The sequence below is a fragment of the Acinetobacter sp. ANC_7654 genome (genome assembly GCF_056779855.1).
Genome location: NZ_JBWYIR010000014.1, coordinates 1 through 16,066 on the forward strand (window position 1 = coordinate 1; position 16,066 = coordinate 16,066).

Sequence of the window (16,066 nt, forward strand, 5' to 3'; positions counted from 1 at the left end):
TGGTAGTGTGGGGTTACCCATGTGAGAGTAAGTCATCGCCAGCTCATTATTCTAAACACCCCCTTCAATAGAAGGGGGTGTTTTTTTATATATAAAAATTGAATTTGAAAATAATTAAATCCTTTTAACTTAAATAAGAAGCTCCAATCAGTTAATTTATGCTAAAGAATAAATGCCTTAGTGATAAGGCTAATATCATAAAAACAACCCAACTAATTAGTTGAAAAGCTAAATAATAAACAATAATGAATGGTTCAAAAAATGAATGATTTACAATGAAATTTTTATTTACAAAGAGCATCAAAGTTGACTATTAAATAAAATGCCAATCCTAATTTGCAGATTGAGTATTAAAAATCAAGATTTCAGTCGAAAGGTTATATAAGAATTCATTCTTAGTAACTAAGAATAAATATAAAACTCTTAAAACTTGAATTTTCATGATTTTTTATGCCAATTGAATTATTAATCAATCTATTAAATGAATAGTCCACTAGAAAGTTGTATAGACAAAAATCCTAATTTATTGCATTTATATAAAATATGAATCTAGGTTCATTATTTTAAAAATACTCACAATTGGAGGTGAGATAAAAATGACAGCGCAGACAATGAATGTGAATGCTGTAATTGATAATGCAAAATTTAAACCCTTTCATTTATCAATCGTATTATGGTGTTTATTTATCGTAATTTTTGACGGTTATGATTTAGCAATTAATGGCGTAACGTTGCCACTTCTTATGCAAGAGTGGGGTATGACTTCTGTCCAAGCTGGGTTATTAGCGAGCACAGCGCTAGCGGGAATGATGTTTGGTGCGATGCTTTTTGGTATGTTGGCAGATAAAATTGGTCGAAAAAAAGTTATTTTAATTTGTGTAACCTTGTTCAGTGGTTTTACTTTTTTAGGAGGATTCGCAAGTAATCCAACAGAATTTGGAATTTTAAGATTTATTGCTGGACTTGGTATAGGCGGTGTTTTGCCAAATTTAGTAACTTTAACTTCTGAATATGCACCACAAAAATTGAGAAGTACCTTAGTTACGATTATGTTTAGTGGCTATGCAGTTGGCGGAATTATGGCGGCTTTATTGGGTGTAAGATTTACACCTGAATTTGGTTGGCAGATTATGTTCTTTATTGCAGGAATTCCATTATTAGTATTACCGTTTATATGGAAGTATATGCCTGAATCACTAACATTTTTAGTGAAACAAAAAAATTATGAACCTGCCTCAGGAATTATTAATAAGATCAACGCAGATTTAAATGTTAATTCTACAACTCATTTGGTTCTAAACGAGATTAAACTACCTGATGCATCGGTTAAATCTCTTTTTACTGATAATAGAGCGACAACGACGTTGTTATTTTGGTGCTGCTTTTTTATGTGTCTTTTAATGACATACGCATTAGGAAGTTGGTTACCAAAGTTAATGATGGCTGCAGGTTATTCTTTAGGAAGTAGTTTAACGTTTTTACTTTCATTAAATATTGGCGCTGTCATCGGTACTATTGGTGGTGGAATTCTAGCAGACAAATTTCATCTCAAACCTGTAGTGATTACGATGTTTGTAATTGGAGCTTTTGCTTTATTTGGATTAAGTTTCAATTCGCCGCCAATGGTTATTTATCTACTTGTGGCATTGGCTGGTGCAGCATCAATTGGTACAAGTATTTTAATATATAGCTATGTAGCGCAATCTTATCCAATTGCTGTACGTTCAACTGGGATTGGTTGGGCTTCAGCAGTAGGGCGTATAGGTGCAATTGTCGGCCCCATTGTCATTGGTATTCTTTTAGGAATGGAATTGCCGCACAAATGGAATTTCATTGCCGTTGCTATACCAGCAGTAATTGGTGCAATAGCCGTGTTCTGTATTAAAAGGACAAAAGTGATTGAAACAGTTCCTGAAAAAATAAAAATCGCATCTTCAATTACACAGTAGAATAAAAGCCTCATAAGAGGCTTTTTTTATAAATGTGATTTTAAAATTTTTTGATGCTCTTTAACCTGTTTGGCATAACGTTTACCTTGTTTTTTCATTTTTCGATTTGTGTTGTATCCAGTAGGTCCAACGTTGTAATAGGCCAGTGCTTTTTTCCAGCTACCAGCAGATTGATTATATTTTGATAGGATAAAAGTCCCACAATGTATATTAATATTTTCTTGAAAAAGGTCACCTGGACAAGATTGTTGCCAATATCTAGGGATAATTTGGGTAAGACCTACAGCACCTGCTGGTGATACTGCATAATTTCGATAACTCGATTCTTGTCGAATAAGAGCGGCCATTAACAGGGGGTCGACATCAAATTGTTGCGCACTTTGCACAATTAGTGGTGAAACCCTATTTGCGGTGTCTGGGTGTACAGAGTATGCCTTTTGAATACCTGTTGAAAGTTTTGCGGCGCGTTTTTGTACTGAACCACCACCTAAAGATGAGCAACCGACAAACACGATACACGATGATAGAACTAAACTATATTTAAGGAAAGTAAAGGATGGGGGATTTGATTGTAAACGTTGTAAAAAAAGCAAAATAGTAACCGTACAAATTCAATTTGCAAAAATCATAAGTAAGCTGGTGATTGGGGTCAAGCCCTAGATAAATTGGAGTGTTGTAGTTTTGCAATATATTGATGAGTAAGATAAATAGATCAGAAAAACTTTAAAATTGATTCAATATTTTCTTATAATAATGCCATTATTAAATGCCTGAAATCATCATGACGCCAGCTTGTAAATTTCTAAAAAACAAAAAGATAGATTATTCTGTTCATGAATATGAGCATGATCCTAATGCTGAAAGTTTTGGTTTAGAAGCAGCTCAAAAATTGGGTTTATCTGTACATGAAGTTTTTAAGACACTTCTAGTGACAGATGATGTCAATTATTTTGTGACAATTTTACCAGTGGACCATCAACTTAATTTAAAAAAGGCGGCGAATGCTTTCAGTTGTAAAAAACTTAAAATGGCTGATCCGAAAGTGGCTGAGCGTCTGACCGGTTACTTAGTGGGTGGGATTAGTCCAATTGCTCAAAAAAAGCGACTTAATACAGTCATTCACCAATCGGCAAGTTCTCTTAAAAAGGTGTACGTGAGTGGTGGAAAACGAGGGCTAGATATCGGATTAGATCCTCAATCATTGGCCCAAGTATTAGATGCTCAATTTAAGGACATTGTGGATCACACTTAATGTTTGATCACTACATTTGACGTAGATTGGTTAGATATTCTTGAGCGATAAAAATTTCTTGATCATCAGTTGGGCATACCTTGTTCCATTGATGTTCTTGATCTAATTCCCAAGCACGTTGATTATCGTTCAGATAATTCAGTAGACCATCTTTAATAATCGTTTTCTTTAGTTTTTTATCTTCAATCGGAAAACAAGTTTCTACTCTTGAAAATAAATTACGTCCCATCCAGTCTGCACTTGAACAATATAATTTCTCATTGCCTTGATCTAGAAAATAGTAGACCCGTGTGTGTTCTAAAAAACGTCCTACAATGGATCTGACGCGGATATTTTCTGATAACTGTCGTACTTGAGGTCTTAATGAACAGATGGAACGAATGATCAGATCGATTTGAACACCTGCATTTGACGCTTGATAAAGTGCCGCGATTAATTTAGGTTCAGTTAAAGCGTTAACTTTGATAATAATATGCGCTTTATGACCAGACTTAGCATGGTGGATTTCATTGGCAATGAGTTTTAAAAGCTGTTCATGCAAGGTAAAAGGTGCATGGAACAGCTTTTTAGGCTTTGCCATTTTTCCCATACCTGTCAATTCTTGAAAGATTTTATGGACATCTTCACAAATGTCATCATCAGTGGTCAGAAGACCGTAATCGGTATACATTTTTGCATTACCAGCATGATAATTGCCAGTTCCCAAATGAACATACCGTTTCAGATGATCTGCTTCTCTACGAACAACCAGAATCATTTTAGCGTGAGTTTTATAGCCCACGATGCCATACACAACAACAGCTCCAGCTTCTTGTAGGAGGTTGGCGACCATGATATTGGATTCTTCATCGAATCTAGCACGTAATTCAATAATCGCAGTAACTTCTTTACCATTTCGTGCTGCTTCTGCTAAGACCTGAACGATCTCTGAATCTGGTCCGCTGCGATAAAGAGTTTGCTTAATTGCCAAGACATTAGGGTCTTTTGCAGCCTCTTTTAACAGGTTGATGACGGGTGAAAATGAGTCAAAAGGATGATGTAAAAGGACATCACGTTGTTTTAATACATCAAATATACTTTTTGATTGTCTCAATATCTTCGGTATCACGGGTTGATAGGGTTTAAACTTCAAATCTGGACAATCAAAATCTGAAGATAATCGAGCTAAATTTACAGGACCTTGAACACGATAGAGTTGTGAAGGTTCTAAAGAAAATTGTTCAAGTAGATATTGGTTAATCGTTTCTGGGCAATTGTGATCAATTTCAAGTCGAACTTCACGTCCAAATCTTCGCGAAGAAAGTTCATCTTTAAGAGCAACTGCCAGATCGTCTACATCGTCAGCTAAATTTAAGTCAGCATTGCGTGTAACACGGAATTGGTAGCATCCTGTCGCCTTCATTCCTGGAAATAAGTCATTGATATGTTGTTGCAGAATAGCCGACAACAGGATGTAATGTTGCTTACCTTCGCATAAGTCATCAGGAATTTTGACCGCCCTTGGCAAAGTTCTCGGTGCAGGTACGATCGCGAGCTCAATCTGACGACCAAAAGCATCTTTACCTTCAAGCGTGACAATAAAATTAAGGCTCTTATTGACTAAACGGGGAAAAGGATGGGCAGGGTCTAAACTGATGGGCGTGATTACTGGTTGAATAAATTTACTGAAGTAGTTTTGAATCCATTCAGTATATTTATCTAAAATTCCATGATATTGGATAAATTCGATACCATAAGATTTAAGTTGAGGAATGAGCTCGTTATTAAGTATCTGATATTGTTCTTGAACCGCATGATGCGTTGTTTTAGATATTTGTTCTAAAATAATTTCATTGGGAATAGCATCAGGCGCAGTAGTTATTTGATTTAATTCGATCTGTTTTAAAAGTCCAGCAACGCGTATTTCAAAAAACTCATCTAAATTCCGAGAAAAGATGATTAAAAAATTTAGTCGCTCTAATAAGGGGTGGTGAGGGTCTTTAGCTTGAGCTAAAACTCGTTTATGGAATTCTAATAATGAAAGTTCGCGATTAATGTAAGTGTCTGAATTGTGTTGAAAGTTTTCAAAAGAGTGCATAGTACCAATTATTGCTTTTTGAGCCGTCAGGAAAGACCTTGCAGCGATGGTACGTTTGATGTGTGACAGTAATATTACATTGGTTGCTATATATACGATATATATAAGTTATTGGATTTATTTTATTTCAATAAAAAAGCACACTTTTGAAGTGTGCTTTTTTTGTCCTTTCTAATTTAGAAGTCGTAGCGGAAGCCAAGTGAGAGACCTGTAGAATTTTCACCGTTGGCGCCTGCAACATTATTCGTTCTTGCTTGAGACCATGGATTTAAATTAACATTTTCATCATTAAGTACAGTTGCTAAATTGGCATAGACACGCACAGCTTTGTCTAAACGATGCTCAACACCTAATGCTAATAGAGTTGAGTCTCTTTCATCAGCATCTACACTACGTTGAAAAACTTGACCACGAACTGTAGTTTTTGGTGTTAATTTATAGTCTGCAGCTACACCATACACATCTGAATCACGATTGTCCTGACCATCAACTTTAGCCATTTGATAGAATGCGCCAAGATTTAAGCTGTCAGTAAGTTTGTAGGCGCCAGCGATACGTAATGCATCACGATCAGAACTAGCACGAGCATTCGTTGCATTCTCTTCATACATCGCATATGCAATAGCAAAATCGATAGGGCCTTCTTTGTAGGTCAAAGCAAGATCGTACGCTTTGTTGTCTTTTTCAGCTTGACCATTCTCTTGTTTATCGATGGTAGTTCCAGAGTGTAGTGATAATGCAGCAGCAACATTAAAACCATTTCCGAATTTAGGAGATTTATATTCAATGGTATTTTCATTACGTTCATCGAAACGTTGATCACTTACACGAGTCACGTTACGTAAATCACCAACTTGATCACCGAAATAATTTACTGGAGAACGAGCTGCTTTAAAGGGTGTGTCGAAACGACCAACTTTTACTTGACCAAAGTTACCTTTCAAACCAACGAAAGTATCACGAGTTGAAAATTCAGTACCACCATCAGTGTTACCACTTGTAAAGTTAATTTGTTGTTCGATTTGGCCAAAAACAGTCATGCCATTTTCTAATTTTTGTTCAGCTTTAAAGCCTAGACGAGATGAGTTAGATGATAGACCTACTTCATTATAATCTTTACCATCATCAAGGTAATCTAATGAAACATGTGCGCGACCATAAATTTTAACGTCAGCTGCCATTGCGATTGCTGGTGTAATAAGTGTTGCCCCAACTGCTAATGCGCAAAGTGTTTTTTTCATTTCTAGCTCCAGTAAAGACTGATTTTTTGTCCTAATAATCATGATCAGTAGTTTTTTTGTAACTACTGTTCTCTATTGGTGCTAAGTATTCATTACAAATAAGTCAGTAATATTAAGAATTTATTTCATTATCATTAAAATGGATTGAAACAAGTTGTAGTAATTAAAAACAATAAAAACAAAAAAAGGAGCCAAAGCTCCTTAATTTTATAAGCATGTGTTATAAAGCAGCTTTAATCTTCTCAGCCAAAGCCTTGATACGTTCTTGATCACCCATTTGTGCTGCGTGTTTACCCAGTTCATGAATTGAACTTGGAATAAGATGGAAGTGAACATGAGGCACGGTTTGCCCAGCTGCAGCACCAGATAACTGCATCAAAACTATACCTTTTGCATCTAATGCTGTTTCAATCGCTTTTGCAATTTTTTGAACGATTTGAATCGTGTACGCTGCAGTGTTTGGGTCCAAGTCGAGTAAAGTTACGGCAGGGGATTTAGGGATGACTAAAGTATGACCATCTGCTTGAGGCATAATGTCCATAAATGCAAGAACTTGCTCATCCTCATACACTTTAATTGCAGGAAGTTCACCACGTAAAATTCTTGCAAAAATATTTTGATCATCGTAAGCCATAACTATTCCCAGAATGTAATTAGATTGAATTATTTACAGTTCAATTCTTTCTGACGTTGCTTAATGGAGTCAAGCTTTTGTTGCTCTTTTTCTGAGAACTTAGGTTTAGTTGTATTGCAATTTTCATTGCCGAACTTTGCCTTAGTATCTGGATCTTTAAAACAGAAGCCTTTTGATGCATAGATGATGTTGTAATCATCTTTAAGTTTTTCACACTCTTTTGTAGTGTCGGCAAAAGCATTAACCCCAGCTGAAACAGATACAGCAGTAATTAAACCTAATAAAAACTTATTCATGAGTATCCTCATTTAGAAATGGACATTTGATATTGTCACATTTCAATTATATGGGCTTTATATGTGAATTCAATGGCGAAAATTTATTCTAAGGTAATTTTGCTCCATGATTCGTACATTTTAACTGCTGTCGAAAAATCACTATTAGGTTCAGCTATTGCATTAGCAGCACCAATTAGACTTTGAGTAAGCGTAATGACAGGTGCGGATAATTTTGCTTGATGAATGAGGTCTACTGCGATACCAGTGTCTTTGCTCAGTAACGGTAAGGCAAAAGTATTTGGAAAACTTCGATTTAATACCCGTTGAGGCAATACATTTTCAGTCACACCACTTTTACCACTTGAAGCATTGATGCACTCTAAAGCTTCATTTAAATCCACACCATGTGCTTTAAGTGCAGTAAAACCTTCAGCAGCGGCACATAAGTGAACAGCCAAGAGCATGTTGTTCACTGCTTTCACAGCAAAACCAGATCCTGAGTCTCCTACATGCTTAATCAGTTTACCCATGGCTTGCATTGCTGGTAATGCAGCTTCAAAAGCCGCTTTTTCACCACCAACCATGAAGGTTAAAGTCGCATTTTCAGCACCAATAGTTTGTCCGCTAACCGGCGCATCTAGAAAATATACACCTTTTGATTTTAAAAAAGCTTGTTGTGCTTTAGCTGCATCAGGCACGCCACTGGTACAGTCTACCCAAATTGATCCAGATTTTATGTCGACTTGATGAATGATCTCATTGACTTGCTGACTCGTTGGTAAGCAACTAAAAATGATATCAGCTTGGGCAGCTTCTTGAAGTGATACAGCTTGTGTTTGATATTCAGTTGCATGTTGTTTGGCTTTCTCGAAATTTCGATTCCATACCAAAACTGATTCATAGTGTTTGGGTAAATGAGCTGCCATACGGTAACCCATTGCGCCTAATCCAACAAATGCAACTGTCGTCATTTTCTTTACTCTATTTGTGTTGAACGCTCTGCTAACCAGTGAGCAAGTTCAGGCCAAAATTGATCGGCACTTTTTTGACTCGACATTAAACCTAAATGCCCACCAGGAATAAGAGTAAACGTGACATCACGACTATTTGTCAATTCAGTCAATGGTCTAACAGCATCAGCTGTGACCATTTGATCGCTTGAACCCGCGCCAATCATAAGAGAGCAGTCTATATTTTTTAATTCGATTTTCTTATCTTGAAGTTCGATATAACCATTTTTTAGCGGATTTCTTAACCAGACATTGAATAACATATCTTGGTTTACCCCAGCAGGATAATCAATCATATGATTGAGGAAATAACCTAAAGTGGCATGTTCATGCAAAAGTTTTTTATCATCAAGATTCAGTAATAATTGTTTATGGCCTTCATACCAACCTTTTGGATCTAAAATTTTAAATCCAATTGCATTTAAAATACCTGGGGAGTGAATGAGGCGCTTAGGAATACGACCGTTATAAACTTTATGTTTGAGTAGACGAGTTCTTTCAAGATAGCGATTCATCTTAGCATATAGCTTTCCGATACTACCTGAAGCAAAGCTATCAATTGGACTACCTAAAACGATTAGATTTTTTACATGGTTCGGCTGTCTGAGCGCTGTGTACAACAGAACAAATATTCCCGCCATACTCCAGCCATGTAAAGAAATTTGATCACATTTAGCGTGTGTACGAATTTGATCGATACAATTCGGGATTGCATCATCAATAAAACCTAAAAAGTTGAGATCGCGATCTTTATAGCTAAAGTGTCCCCAATCCAATAAATACACATCAAAACCTTGCTCTGTATAATATTTGATAAGAGAACGGTATGGATAAAGATCATAAATATCCATCTTGATCGCTAAAGGCGCGACAAAGACCAATGGCTCAACATATTTTTTATTTTCAGATGCGTAATATCGAATTTTACTCGATTTATGAGTACCTATCACTTCATACGGCGTTGCTTGAGATAAAACCAAAGATTTACCGTAAAAAATGCGTGTCCCTAAATTTTTTAACTTGCTTTGTTTAGAACGCCAGTTAGTTTTTAAATGTTCCATGAAGGTTGAAGATCTCATAAGCATGTGATTTGAACGAAGTCTAAGCGATATTTATATATTTTACCTTGACCTTAAATGCTTTGGGCGCTCAAAATGTTGGCAATTATTCACAAAGGCAGTTTTTAGGACTGATTTAGAGCAATGAGCCAGCAAGACGACATTGAATACCAACTTGATACATTAGCACTTCGTACAGGTCATACGCGCAGTTTTGAAGGTGAGCATGCTGAGCCGATGTTTCTAACTTCTTCATTTGTATATGCAAATGCAGCAGAAGCAGCAGCTAAATTCTCTGGGAAAGAGCCCGGTAATATTTATTCTCGCTTTACAAACCCAACAGTTGCAATGTTTGAAAAAAGATTGGCTGCAATGGAAGGTGCTGAACGTGCAGTGGCAACAAGTACGGGTATGGCTGCGATCATGGCGGTGGCGATGTCATTCTTAAAGGCTGGTGATCATGTTGTATGTTCTCGAGCAGTATTTGGTTCAACCGTGGCCTTATTTGAAAAATACATTTCTAAGTTTGGTGTGACTGTCAATTTTGTTGATTTAACAGATTTAGATGCTTGGAAAGCTGCGATCAAACCAGAAACTAAACTACTATTTGTAGAATCTCCGTCAAATCCATTATCGGAAATTGCTGATATTCGCGCATTAGCAGATATCGCGCATGAAAATGATGCTTTACTCGCAATTGATAATAGTTTCTGTACGCCAGTGCTACAACAACCATTAAAATTGGGCGCGGATCTAGTTGTCTATTCAGCGACAAAATATCTAGATGGTCAAGGTCGTGCGTTGGGTGGTGCTGTCGTAGGTAATCATCAATTACTTGAAGAAGTTTTTGGCTACGTTCGTACAACTGGGCCTTCTATGAGTCCGTTCAATGCTTGGGTTTTCCTAAAAGGTTTGGAAACGCTTCGTCTACGTATGAAGGCTCATTCTGAAAGTGCACAAAAGATTGCTGAGTGGCTTCATCAGCACGATAAAATCGAGAAAGTATTCTTTGCTGGCTTAACGGATCATGTAGGTCATGATTTGGCTAAACAGCAACAAAAAGGTTTTGGTGGTATCGTTTCATTCGTGGTAAAAGGTGGGCGAGAAGCTGCTTGGAAAGTGATTGATCACACTCAATTTATTTCTATTACTGGGAATCTTGGGGATGCAAAATCAACGATTACTCATCCTGCAACGACTACTCATGGTAAATTGTCTGATGAAGCGAAGGCTGCAGCTGGCATTGCAGAAGGTTTAATTCGTCTTTCAGTAGGTTTGGAAGACGTTGATGATATTATTGCAGACATTCAACGTGGTCTTGATTTAGTCTAATTTAAATTTGTTCGGAGTATACAAATGAACATTAACATGCTTATGCAACAAGCACAGCGCATGCAAAAGGAAGTAGAGTCCAATATCAAGAAAGCGAAAGAAGAGCTTGCACAGAAAGAAGTGCATGCTGAAGCTGGTGGTGGTTTGGTAAAAGTGACAATGACTTGCCGTAATGTGGTAAAACGCATTGAAATCAATCCAGAATTACTTCAAGACGATCCAGATATGATTGAGGATTTGATTGCAGCTGCTATGAATGATGCTGCACGCCAAGCCGAAGCGATTTCAGAAGAAACAATGAAGTCTGCAAATAGTGGTATGGGATTACCTCCTGGCTTGTCAGGTTTATTTTAAGGATATTGCCGAGTGTTCAGCGAACGGTTTGACCAACTCGTCCAAGCACTGCGAATTTTACCAAGCGTTGGGCCTAAGTCGGCTCAGCGCATGGCGTTGCATTTGATCATGAAGAATAAGCAAGGTGCTTTGGAATTATCTGAAGCACTTAGCGATGCCGCTGATCATATCCATGAATGTTCAATTTGCCACTCATTGACTGAGAATGAGGTGTGTGACATTTGTCTGTCGCAAGACCGAGATGATACCTTGCTCTGTGTGGTTGAATCTCCTGCAGACGTGATGGCAATTGAGCAAAGTGGAAGTTTCAGAGGCAAATATCATGTATTGGGGGGGCATTTATCTCCTTTAGATGGTATAGGGCCTGAAGAGGTTGGCATACCTGCATTAGTTCAACGCTTAGCTGAAGGTCAGGTAGCAGAGGTTATTCTCGCTACCAATGCAACGGTTGAAGGACAGGCTACGGCACATTATTTGGTAGAAGCTACACGTCATTTGAATATCAAAATGACACGTATTGCTCAAGGTGTACCACAAGGGGGTGAGCTTGAGTATGTCGATAGTCACACCTTAAGCCAAGCAGTTCATAATCGTATGCAAATGAAATAAGCACAAATTGTGCTTATTTTTTTGATTAGAGAAATATCACTTTTCGGAATAGTTTTTTAGTCAAAAAAAATATTAAATTTTTCATGTTTTATAACTATTTACAGTGTATACATAGATTTGCTTGACGCTTTAATTGAAAATTTATATTTAAAATTGATAATTTAAGCTAAAATACATCTCGATACCAATCTAGCACATTGTTTTTTATGATGTTTCAATTTATCCAAGAGCAAAAAGAACTCGAGCATGTTTTGACACTAATGAGTCAACAAGATGTTTATGGTTTAGATACTGAATTTATCAAAGTTGATACACTATGGCCAAAATTGGGTGTCTTGCAAATCAATGTCGCAGATCAGGTGTTTTTATTAGACGGTACACGTCTAGATTTTTCGAGTTTCTGGCCTAAAGTTTTTGCTGCAAAGCAAAATATTTTCCATGCTTGTGGTGAAGATATTGATCTGATTTACCATTATTCAAAAGGCAATCATCTTAATAATGTATTTGATACTCAGGTGGCTTTGTCTTTTCTCGGACACGGATTACAGGTCAGTTATCAAAATGCTCTCAAAGAAATTTTAAATATAGAAATTGATAAAGATCAAACACGTTCAGATTGGCTTGCACGTCCTTTAACTGAAGAGCAAAAAGCATACGCAGCGAATGATGTCTTATATATTATGAATTTAGCCGATGCGCTAAAAAATGAATTAGAGAAAAAAGGGCATTATCAGTATGTACTAGAGGATTGTAAGAGCCTTACGCTTGAGATTGCGACAGAAACGCCGAAAGAGAAACTATACGAAGATGTCGGAAATTATAGACACTCTCGAAAGCAGTTAATGCAGCTACAATTGCTCAGTGTTTGGCGTGAAGAAATGGTGAAGGCTTTAAATCAGCCTCGAAGTTTTATTCTGAAAAATGCCACTATGATTGATTTGGTGGAAAAAAATCCAAAAAATACATTTCAATTATCCCAAGTTAAAAATATTCGTCCGAATGTGGTTCGTGAGCACGGTAAAACGATTTTGGATATTATTGCGTTGCTGCCCCCAATGGAAGAATGGCCATTACGAATTGCTCGACCAATTAAACATTCATCTAAAGATATTACCCATGATGTTGATAACATGATTGGTAATCTTGCAGAAGAGTTGGTGATCCCCAAAGAAGTGTTAATGCGAAAAAAATGGCTCGGGGCTTTATATCAGCATGTGGTTTTTCATGGCGATGAACAAGACTTACCTCAATATTTACTCGGTTGGCGTTATGATTTACTGACGAAGCCATTAATTGAGTTGCTTCATAAAGATGCACAATATTTGAGTATGCAAATGAAAGTCAATGAATGACTTCTCTCAAAATTTGATTAAAGAATTACCAGTCATCCTAAACTAGACTGATGCGTTAACAAACGCTAATGTTTCGCCGTTTTTTTTGATGTATGCTTTGCTTTGAGTTTAAAAGGTGTTGTTTGAATCATGTGGTGTGAAATCTACAAATCTAGTAAGAAAGACGAAATGTATATTTACGTTGCGCGTCCTGAACAAGCGGAAAACCAAGAAGCTGTTGATCCGTTATCAGTATTATCTGATGCAATGAAAAATGCATTTGGCCGAGCGACATTTGTGATGTCACTGGAATTACATGCAGAACGCAAATTAGCGCGTGCAAATGTTTTACATGTGATGGATTCAATTCAGACGAAAGGATTCTTTTTACAATTGCCGCCTGAAGGATTGATCAATCCTAATGCTGTAGAGCCAGAGGGACTACGCGGTGCGTGATAATCAAGTTGGAGGATGGGATCAGTTTGTTTCAATGTTGGATTCAATTCCAGAATATAACATTGCAATTACCGTCTATATTCTCGGAACTTTGATTATTCTGTGGTGTTGGTACGGCATAGCGAAACGCCTACCTTCACCTTTAGGTGGAGTGACTTGGATTTTTGTGTTTGCTATTTTGGCAACACCAACGATTTCTGAAGGTCCTAATTCCGCCTTAGCACCTGCAACTTTTGGTTTGATCTTTGGGGTATTAACAAAAGATTCACCTTTGATCTGGTCTAATTTCTCATTGATTGCCTTTGTTATTGCTTTAGGGTTATTGGCAGGTTATTTCTGGACTAAGTACGCTTCTAAACAAAAGAATCTGAGACACACATCGTCAGTGAAGACACCACCACTTTAATTATCCAAATAAAAAAATAAGGTTTCATTATGTCTGTTGATGCACATCAATTTACGGGTACAGATCAATATATCGCCACAGATAGTCTCAAGCTTGCTGTGAAGGCCGCTCGAGCGTTGCAAAAGCCTCTTTTAGTGAAGGGTGAGCCAGGTACAGGTAAAACATTATTGGCTGAACAAGTTGCTGATAGCCTGGGTTTAAAACTGATTACTTGGCATATCAAATCAACGACGAAGGCTCAACAAGGTCTTTATGAATACGATGCCGTTTCAAGATTACGCGATAGTCAATTGGGTGATGAGCGTGTTTATGATATTAAAAACTATATTAAACCAGGTAAATTGTGGGAAGCATTTACCTCTGAAGAACGTTGCGTTTTATTAATTGATGAGATTGATAAAGCAGATATCGAGTTCCCAAATGATTTGCTTCATGAACTAGACAAAATGTCATTCTTTGTTTATGAAACTGGTGAAACAATTACTGCAACACAGCGTCCAATTGTGATCATCACTTCAAATAATGAAAAAGAACTTCCTGATGCTTTTTTACGCCGTTGTTTCTTTCATTATATTGAATTCCCAGATGAACAGACCATGCGTGAAATTATTGCAGTTCATTTTCCAAGAATTTCAACGACATTGGTCAGTGAGGCACTTCAGGTCTTCTTTAAGCTTCGCCAAATACCTGGTCTTAAGAAGCCACCTTCAACTTCTGAATTAATTGATTGGTTAAGCTTATTGATGGCTGATGATATGCCTGAAGATATTTTAAGAAACCATGATAAGTCAAAAGCAATTCCACCGCTGTATGGTGCGCTCATCAAAAATGAGCAAGATGTGCAGCTACTTGAGCGCCTCGCATTTATGACTCGTCGATAGGTAATACTATGTTCGTAAGACTGTTTTACACCTTGCGAAAATACGGAATCCCCGTAACGACGCGCGAGCTGATTGATTTAAATCAAGCAATTAGTCTAGGTTTGGTTTTTGCAGATCAAGATGATTTTTATCAGCTTGTGAAGACAGTCATGGTCAAGGATGAGCGTTACTTCGATAAGTATGATCGTGCTATGAAGGATTATTTTCAGGGCATTCAAACCTTTGATGTAGATGATTTACTCAGTAAAGTTAATCAACTTCCTAAAGAATGGTTTGATTTAGAACTCCTTGAAAAACACTTAACGCCAGAGCAACGTGAAGCACTAAAAAGAGCAGGTTCTTTAGAAGAGCTCATGAAAATGCTGGAAGAGCGTTTGCGTGAGCAACATAAAAAACACCAAGGTGGTAATCGTATGATTGGCACTGGTGGCACTTCACCGTTTGGAGCTTTTGGTGATCACCCAGAGGGGGTGAGAATTGGAGGGCCGGGACGTAAAAAATCTGCGGTAAAAGTGTGGGAACAACGTAAATACCAAAATCTTGATGATGATCAAATTTTGGGAACACGTCATATGCAAATGGCGTTGCGTCGTCTGAGAAAATTTGCGCGTCAAGGTGCTGAAGAAGAGCTTGATATAGATCAAACGATTCGCGAAACGGCTAAGCAGGGAATTCTTGATGTACAGATGGTGCCAGAGCGTCGTAATCGAATTAAAGTTTTGATGTTGTTCGATGTAGGCGGTTCTATGGATGCCTATATTGCACAATGTGAAAAACTGTTTAGTGCAGCCAAAACAGAATTTAAGACTTTAGAATATTTCTATTTCCATAACTGTCTTTATGATTACGTGTGGAAAGACAATCATCGCCGTACTTCGACAAAAATGAATACCTTAGATTTATTTAATACCTATGGTAAAGATTATCGAGTGATTGTTGTTGGTGATGCAAGTATGGCGCCATACGAATTAAAATCTGCTGGTGGTTCTGTCGAATACATGAATGAAGAGTCGGGTGAAATTTGGTTGCGTCGTTTGCGCCAGCATTATGAAAAGACGGCTTGGTTGAATCCTGAAACTGAGAATTACTGGCATTACACTCAAACGATAGGAATGATCAAAGAATTATTTGAAGATCATATGTATCCAATGACTTTAAAAGGCATTGAAGATATGACTAAATTTCTCTCGCGCTAACT

The 16,066-nt window shown here is 37.3% G+C and carries 17 protein-coding genes; 10 read left to right on the forward strand and 7 right to left on the reverse strand.

The genetic code is table 11. The features are described from left to right. Positions 1–596: 596 nt before the first annotated feature. Positions 597–1,949, forward strand: coding sequence for an MFS transporter (locus AC1M86_RS13695; protein WP_481608179.1), 1,353 nt, complete (start codon positions 597–599; stop codon positions 1,947–1,949). A 26-nt stretch (positions 1,950–1,975) separates the two neighbouring features. Here AC1M86_RS13695 and AC1M86_RS13700 read toward each other — a convergent pair whose 3' ends face one another. Continuing rightward, positions 1,976–2,464, reverse strand: a complete 489-nt coding sequence (locus AC1M86_RS13700) for a lytic transglycosylase domain-containing protein (protein ID WP_481596600.1) — start codon at positions 2,462–2,464, stop codon at positions 1,976–1,978. A gap of 266 nt (positions 2,465–2,730) precedes the next feature. Here AC1M86_RS13700 and ybaK point away from each other — a divergent pair, with 266 nt between their 5' ends. Continuing rightward, positions 2,731–3,201: a Cys-tRNA(Pro) deacylase gene (gene ybaK, locus AC1M86_RS13705; RefSeq protein WP_180028959.1), complete on the forward strand. Its 471-nt coding sequence runs from the start codon at positions 2,731–2,733 to the stop codon at positions 3,199–3,201. A 10-nt stretch (positions 3,202–3,211) separates the two neighbouring features. Here ybaK and ppk1 read toward each other — a convergent pair whose 3' ends face one another. The 6 genes from ppk1 to AC1M86_RS13735 all read right to left on the reverse strand — a co-directional run bounded on the left by ppk1 (position 3,212) and on the right by AC1M86_RS13735 (position 9,502). After that, positions 3,212–5,278 (reverse strand): polyphosphate kinase 1, encoded by a 2,067-nt coding sequence (gene ppk1, locus AC1M86_RS13710; RefSeq protein WP_481608180.1) that lies wholly within the window; start codon positions 5,276–5,278, stop codon positions 3,212–3,214. 176 nt (positions 5,279–5,454) lie between these two features. Next, complete coding sequence (locus AC1M86_RS13715) at positions 5,455–6,519, reverse strand: porin (RefSeq protein WP_035266542.1); 1,065 nt, start codon at positions 6,517–6,519, stop codon at positions 5,455–5,457. Positions 6,520–6,739: 220 nt separating this feature from the next. Next, a complete protein-coding gene (locus tag AC1M86_RS13720; protein ID WP_092768455.1) occupies positions 6,740–7,153 on the reverse strand; it encodes an HIT family protein in 414 nt (137 codons plus the stop codon). A 29-nt stretch (positions 7,154–7,182) separates the two neighbouring features. After that, on the reverse strand, positions 7,183–7,449 hold the full coding sequence (locus AC1M86_RS13725; protein WP_035266544.1) for a YARHG domain-containing protein: 267 nt from the start codon (positions 7,447–7,449) through the stop codon (positions 7,183–7,185). A gap of 83 nt (positions 7,450–7,532) precedes the next feature. Beyond that, positions 7,533–8,402 carry an NAD(P)-dependent oxidoreductase gene (locus tag AC1M86_RS13730; protein ID WP_481608181.1) on the reverse strand — a complete coding sequence of 290 codons (870 nt, stop codon included), beginning with the start codon at positions 8,400–8,402 and terminating at the stop codon, positions 7,533–7,535. 5 nt (positions 8,403–8,407) lie between these two features. Further along, entirely contained in the window at positions 8,408–9,502 is a 1,095-nt protein-coding gene (locus AC1M86_RS13735) for an alpha/beta fold hydrolase (protein ID WP_481608182.1), read from the reverse strand. Between the two features lie 141 nt (positions 9,503–9,643). Here AC1M86_RS13735 and AC1M86_RS13740 point away from each other — a divergent pair, with 141 nt between their 5' ends. The 8 genes from AC1M86_RS13740 (at position 9,644) to AC1M86_RS13775 (ending at position 16,064) form a co-directional block, all read left to right on the forward strand. Continuing rightward, positions 9,644–10,831, forward strand: coding sequence for an O-succinylhomoserine sulfhydrylase (locus AC1M86_RS13740; RefSeq protein ID WP_481608183.1), 1,188 nt, complete (start codon positions 9,644–9,646; stop codon positions 10,829–10,831). Positions 10,832–10,855: 24 nt separating this feature from the next. After that, positions 10,856–11,185 (forward strand): YbaB/EbfC family nucleoid-associated protein, encoded by a 330-nt coding sequence (locus AC1M86_RS13745; RefSeq protein WP_035266548.1) that lies wholly within the window; start codon positions 10,856–10,858, stop codon positions 11,183–11,185. Positions 11,186–11,197: 12 nt separating this feature from the next. Beyond that, entirely contained in the window at positions 11,198–11,794 is a 597-nt protein-coding gene (recR, locus tag AC1M86_RS13750; RefSeq protein WP_481608184.1) for a recombination mediator RecR, read from the forward strand. Between the two features lie 209 nt (positions 11,795–12,003). Continuing rightward, on the forward strand, positions 12,004–13,146 hold the full coding sequence (locus AC1M86_RS13755; RefSeq protein ID WP_035266550.1) for a ribonuclease D: 1,143 nt from the start codon (positions 12,004–12,006) through the stop codon (positions 13,144–13,146). Between the two features lie 129 nt (positions 13,147–13,275). Further along, the gene (locus AC1M86_RS13760; RefSeq protein ID WP_035266558.1) at positions 13,276–13,581 is read left to right on the forward strand and encodes a YcgL domain-containing protein; all 306 of its coding nucleotides are present in this window, start codon (positions 13,276–13,278) and stop codon (positions 13,579–13,581) included. A 34-nt stretch (positions 13,582–13,615) separates the two neighbouring features. Next, positions 13,616–13,987 (forward strand): hypothetical protein, encoded by a 372-nt coding sequence (locus AC1M86_RS13765; protein WP_481589528.1) that lies wholly within the window; start codon positions 13,616–13,618, stop codon positions 13,985–13,987. Between the two features lie 29 nt (positions 13,988–14,016). Beyond that, entirely contained in the window at positions 14,017–14,868 is an 852-nt protein-coding gene (locus tag AC1M86_RS13770; RefSeq protein WP_092768445.1) for an AAA family ATPase, read from the forward strand. Between the two features lie 8 nt (positions 14,869–14,876). After that, a complete protein-coding gene (locus tag AC1M86_RS13775) occupies positions 14,877–16,064 on the forward strand; it encodes a vWA domain-containing protein (RefSeq protein ID WP_481608185.1) in 1,188 nt (395 codons plus the stop codon). Positions 16,065–16,066: the final 2 nt, after the last annotated feature.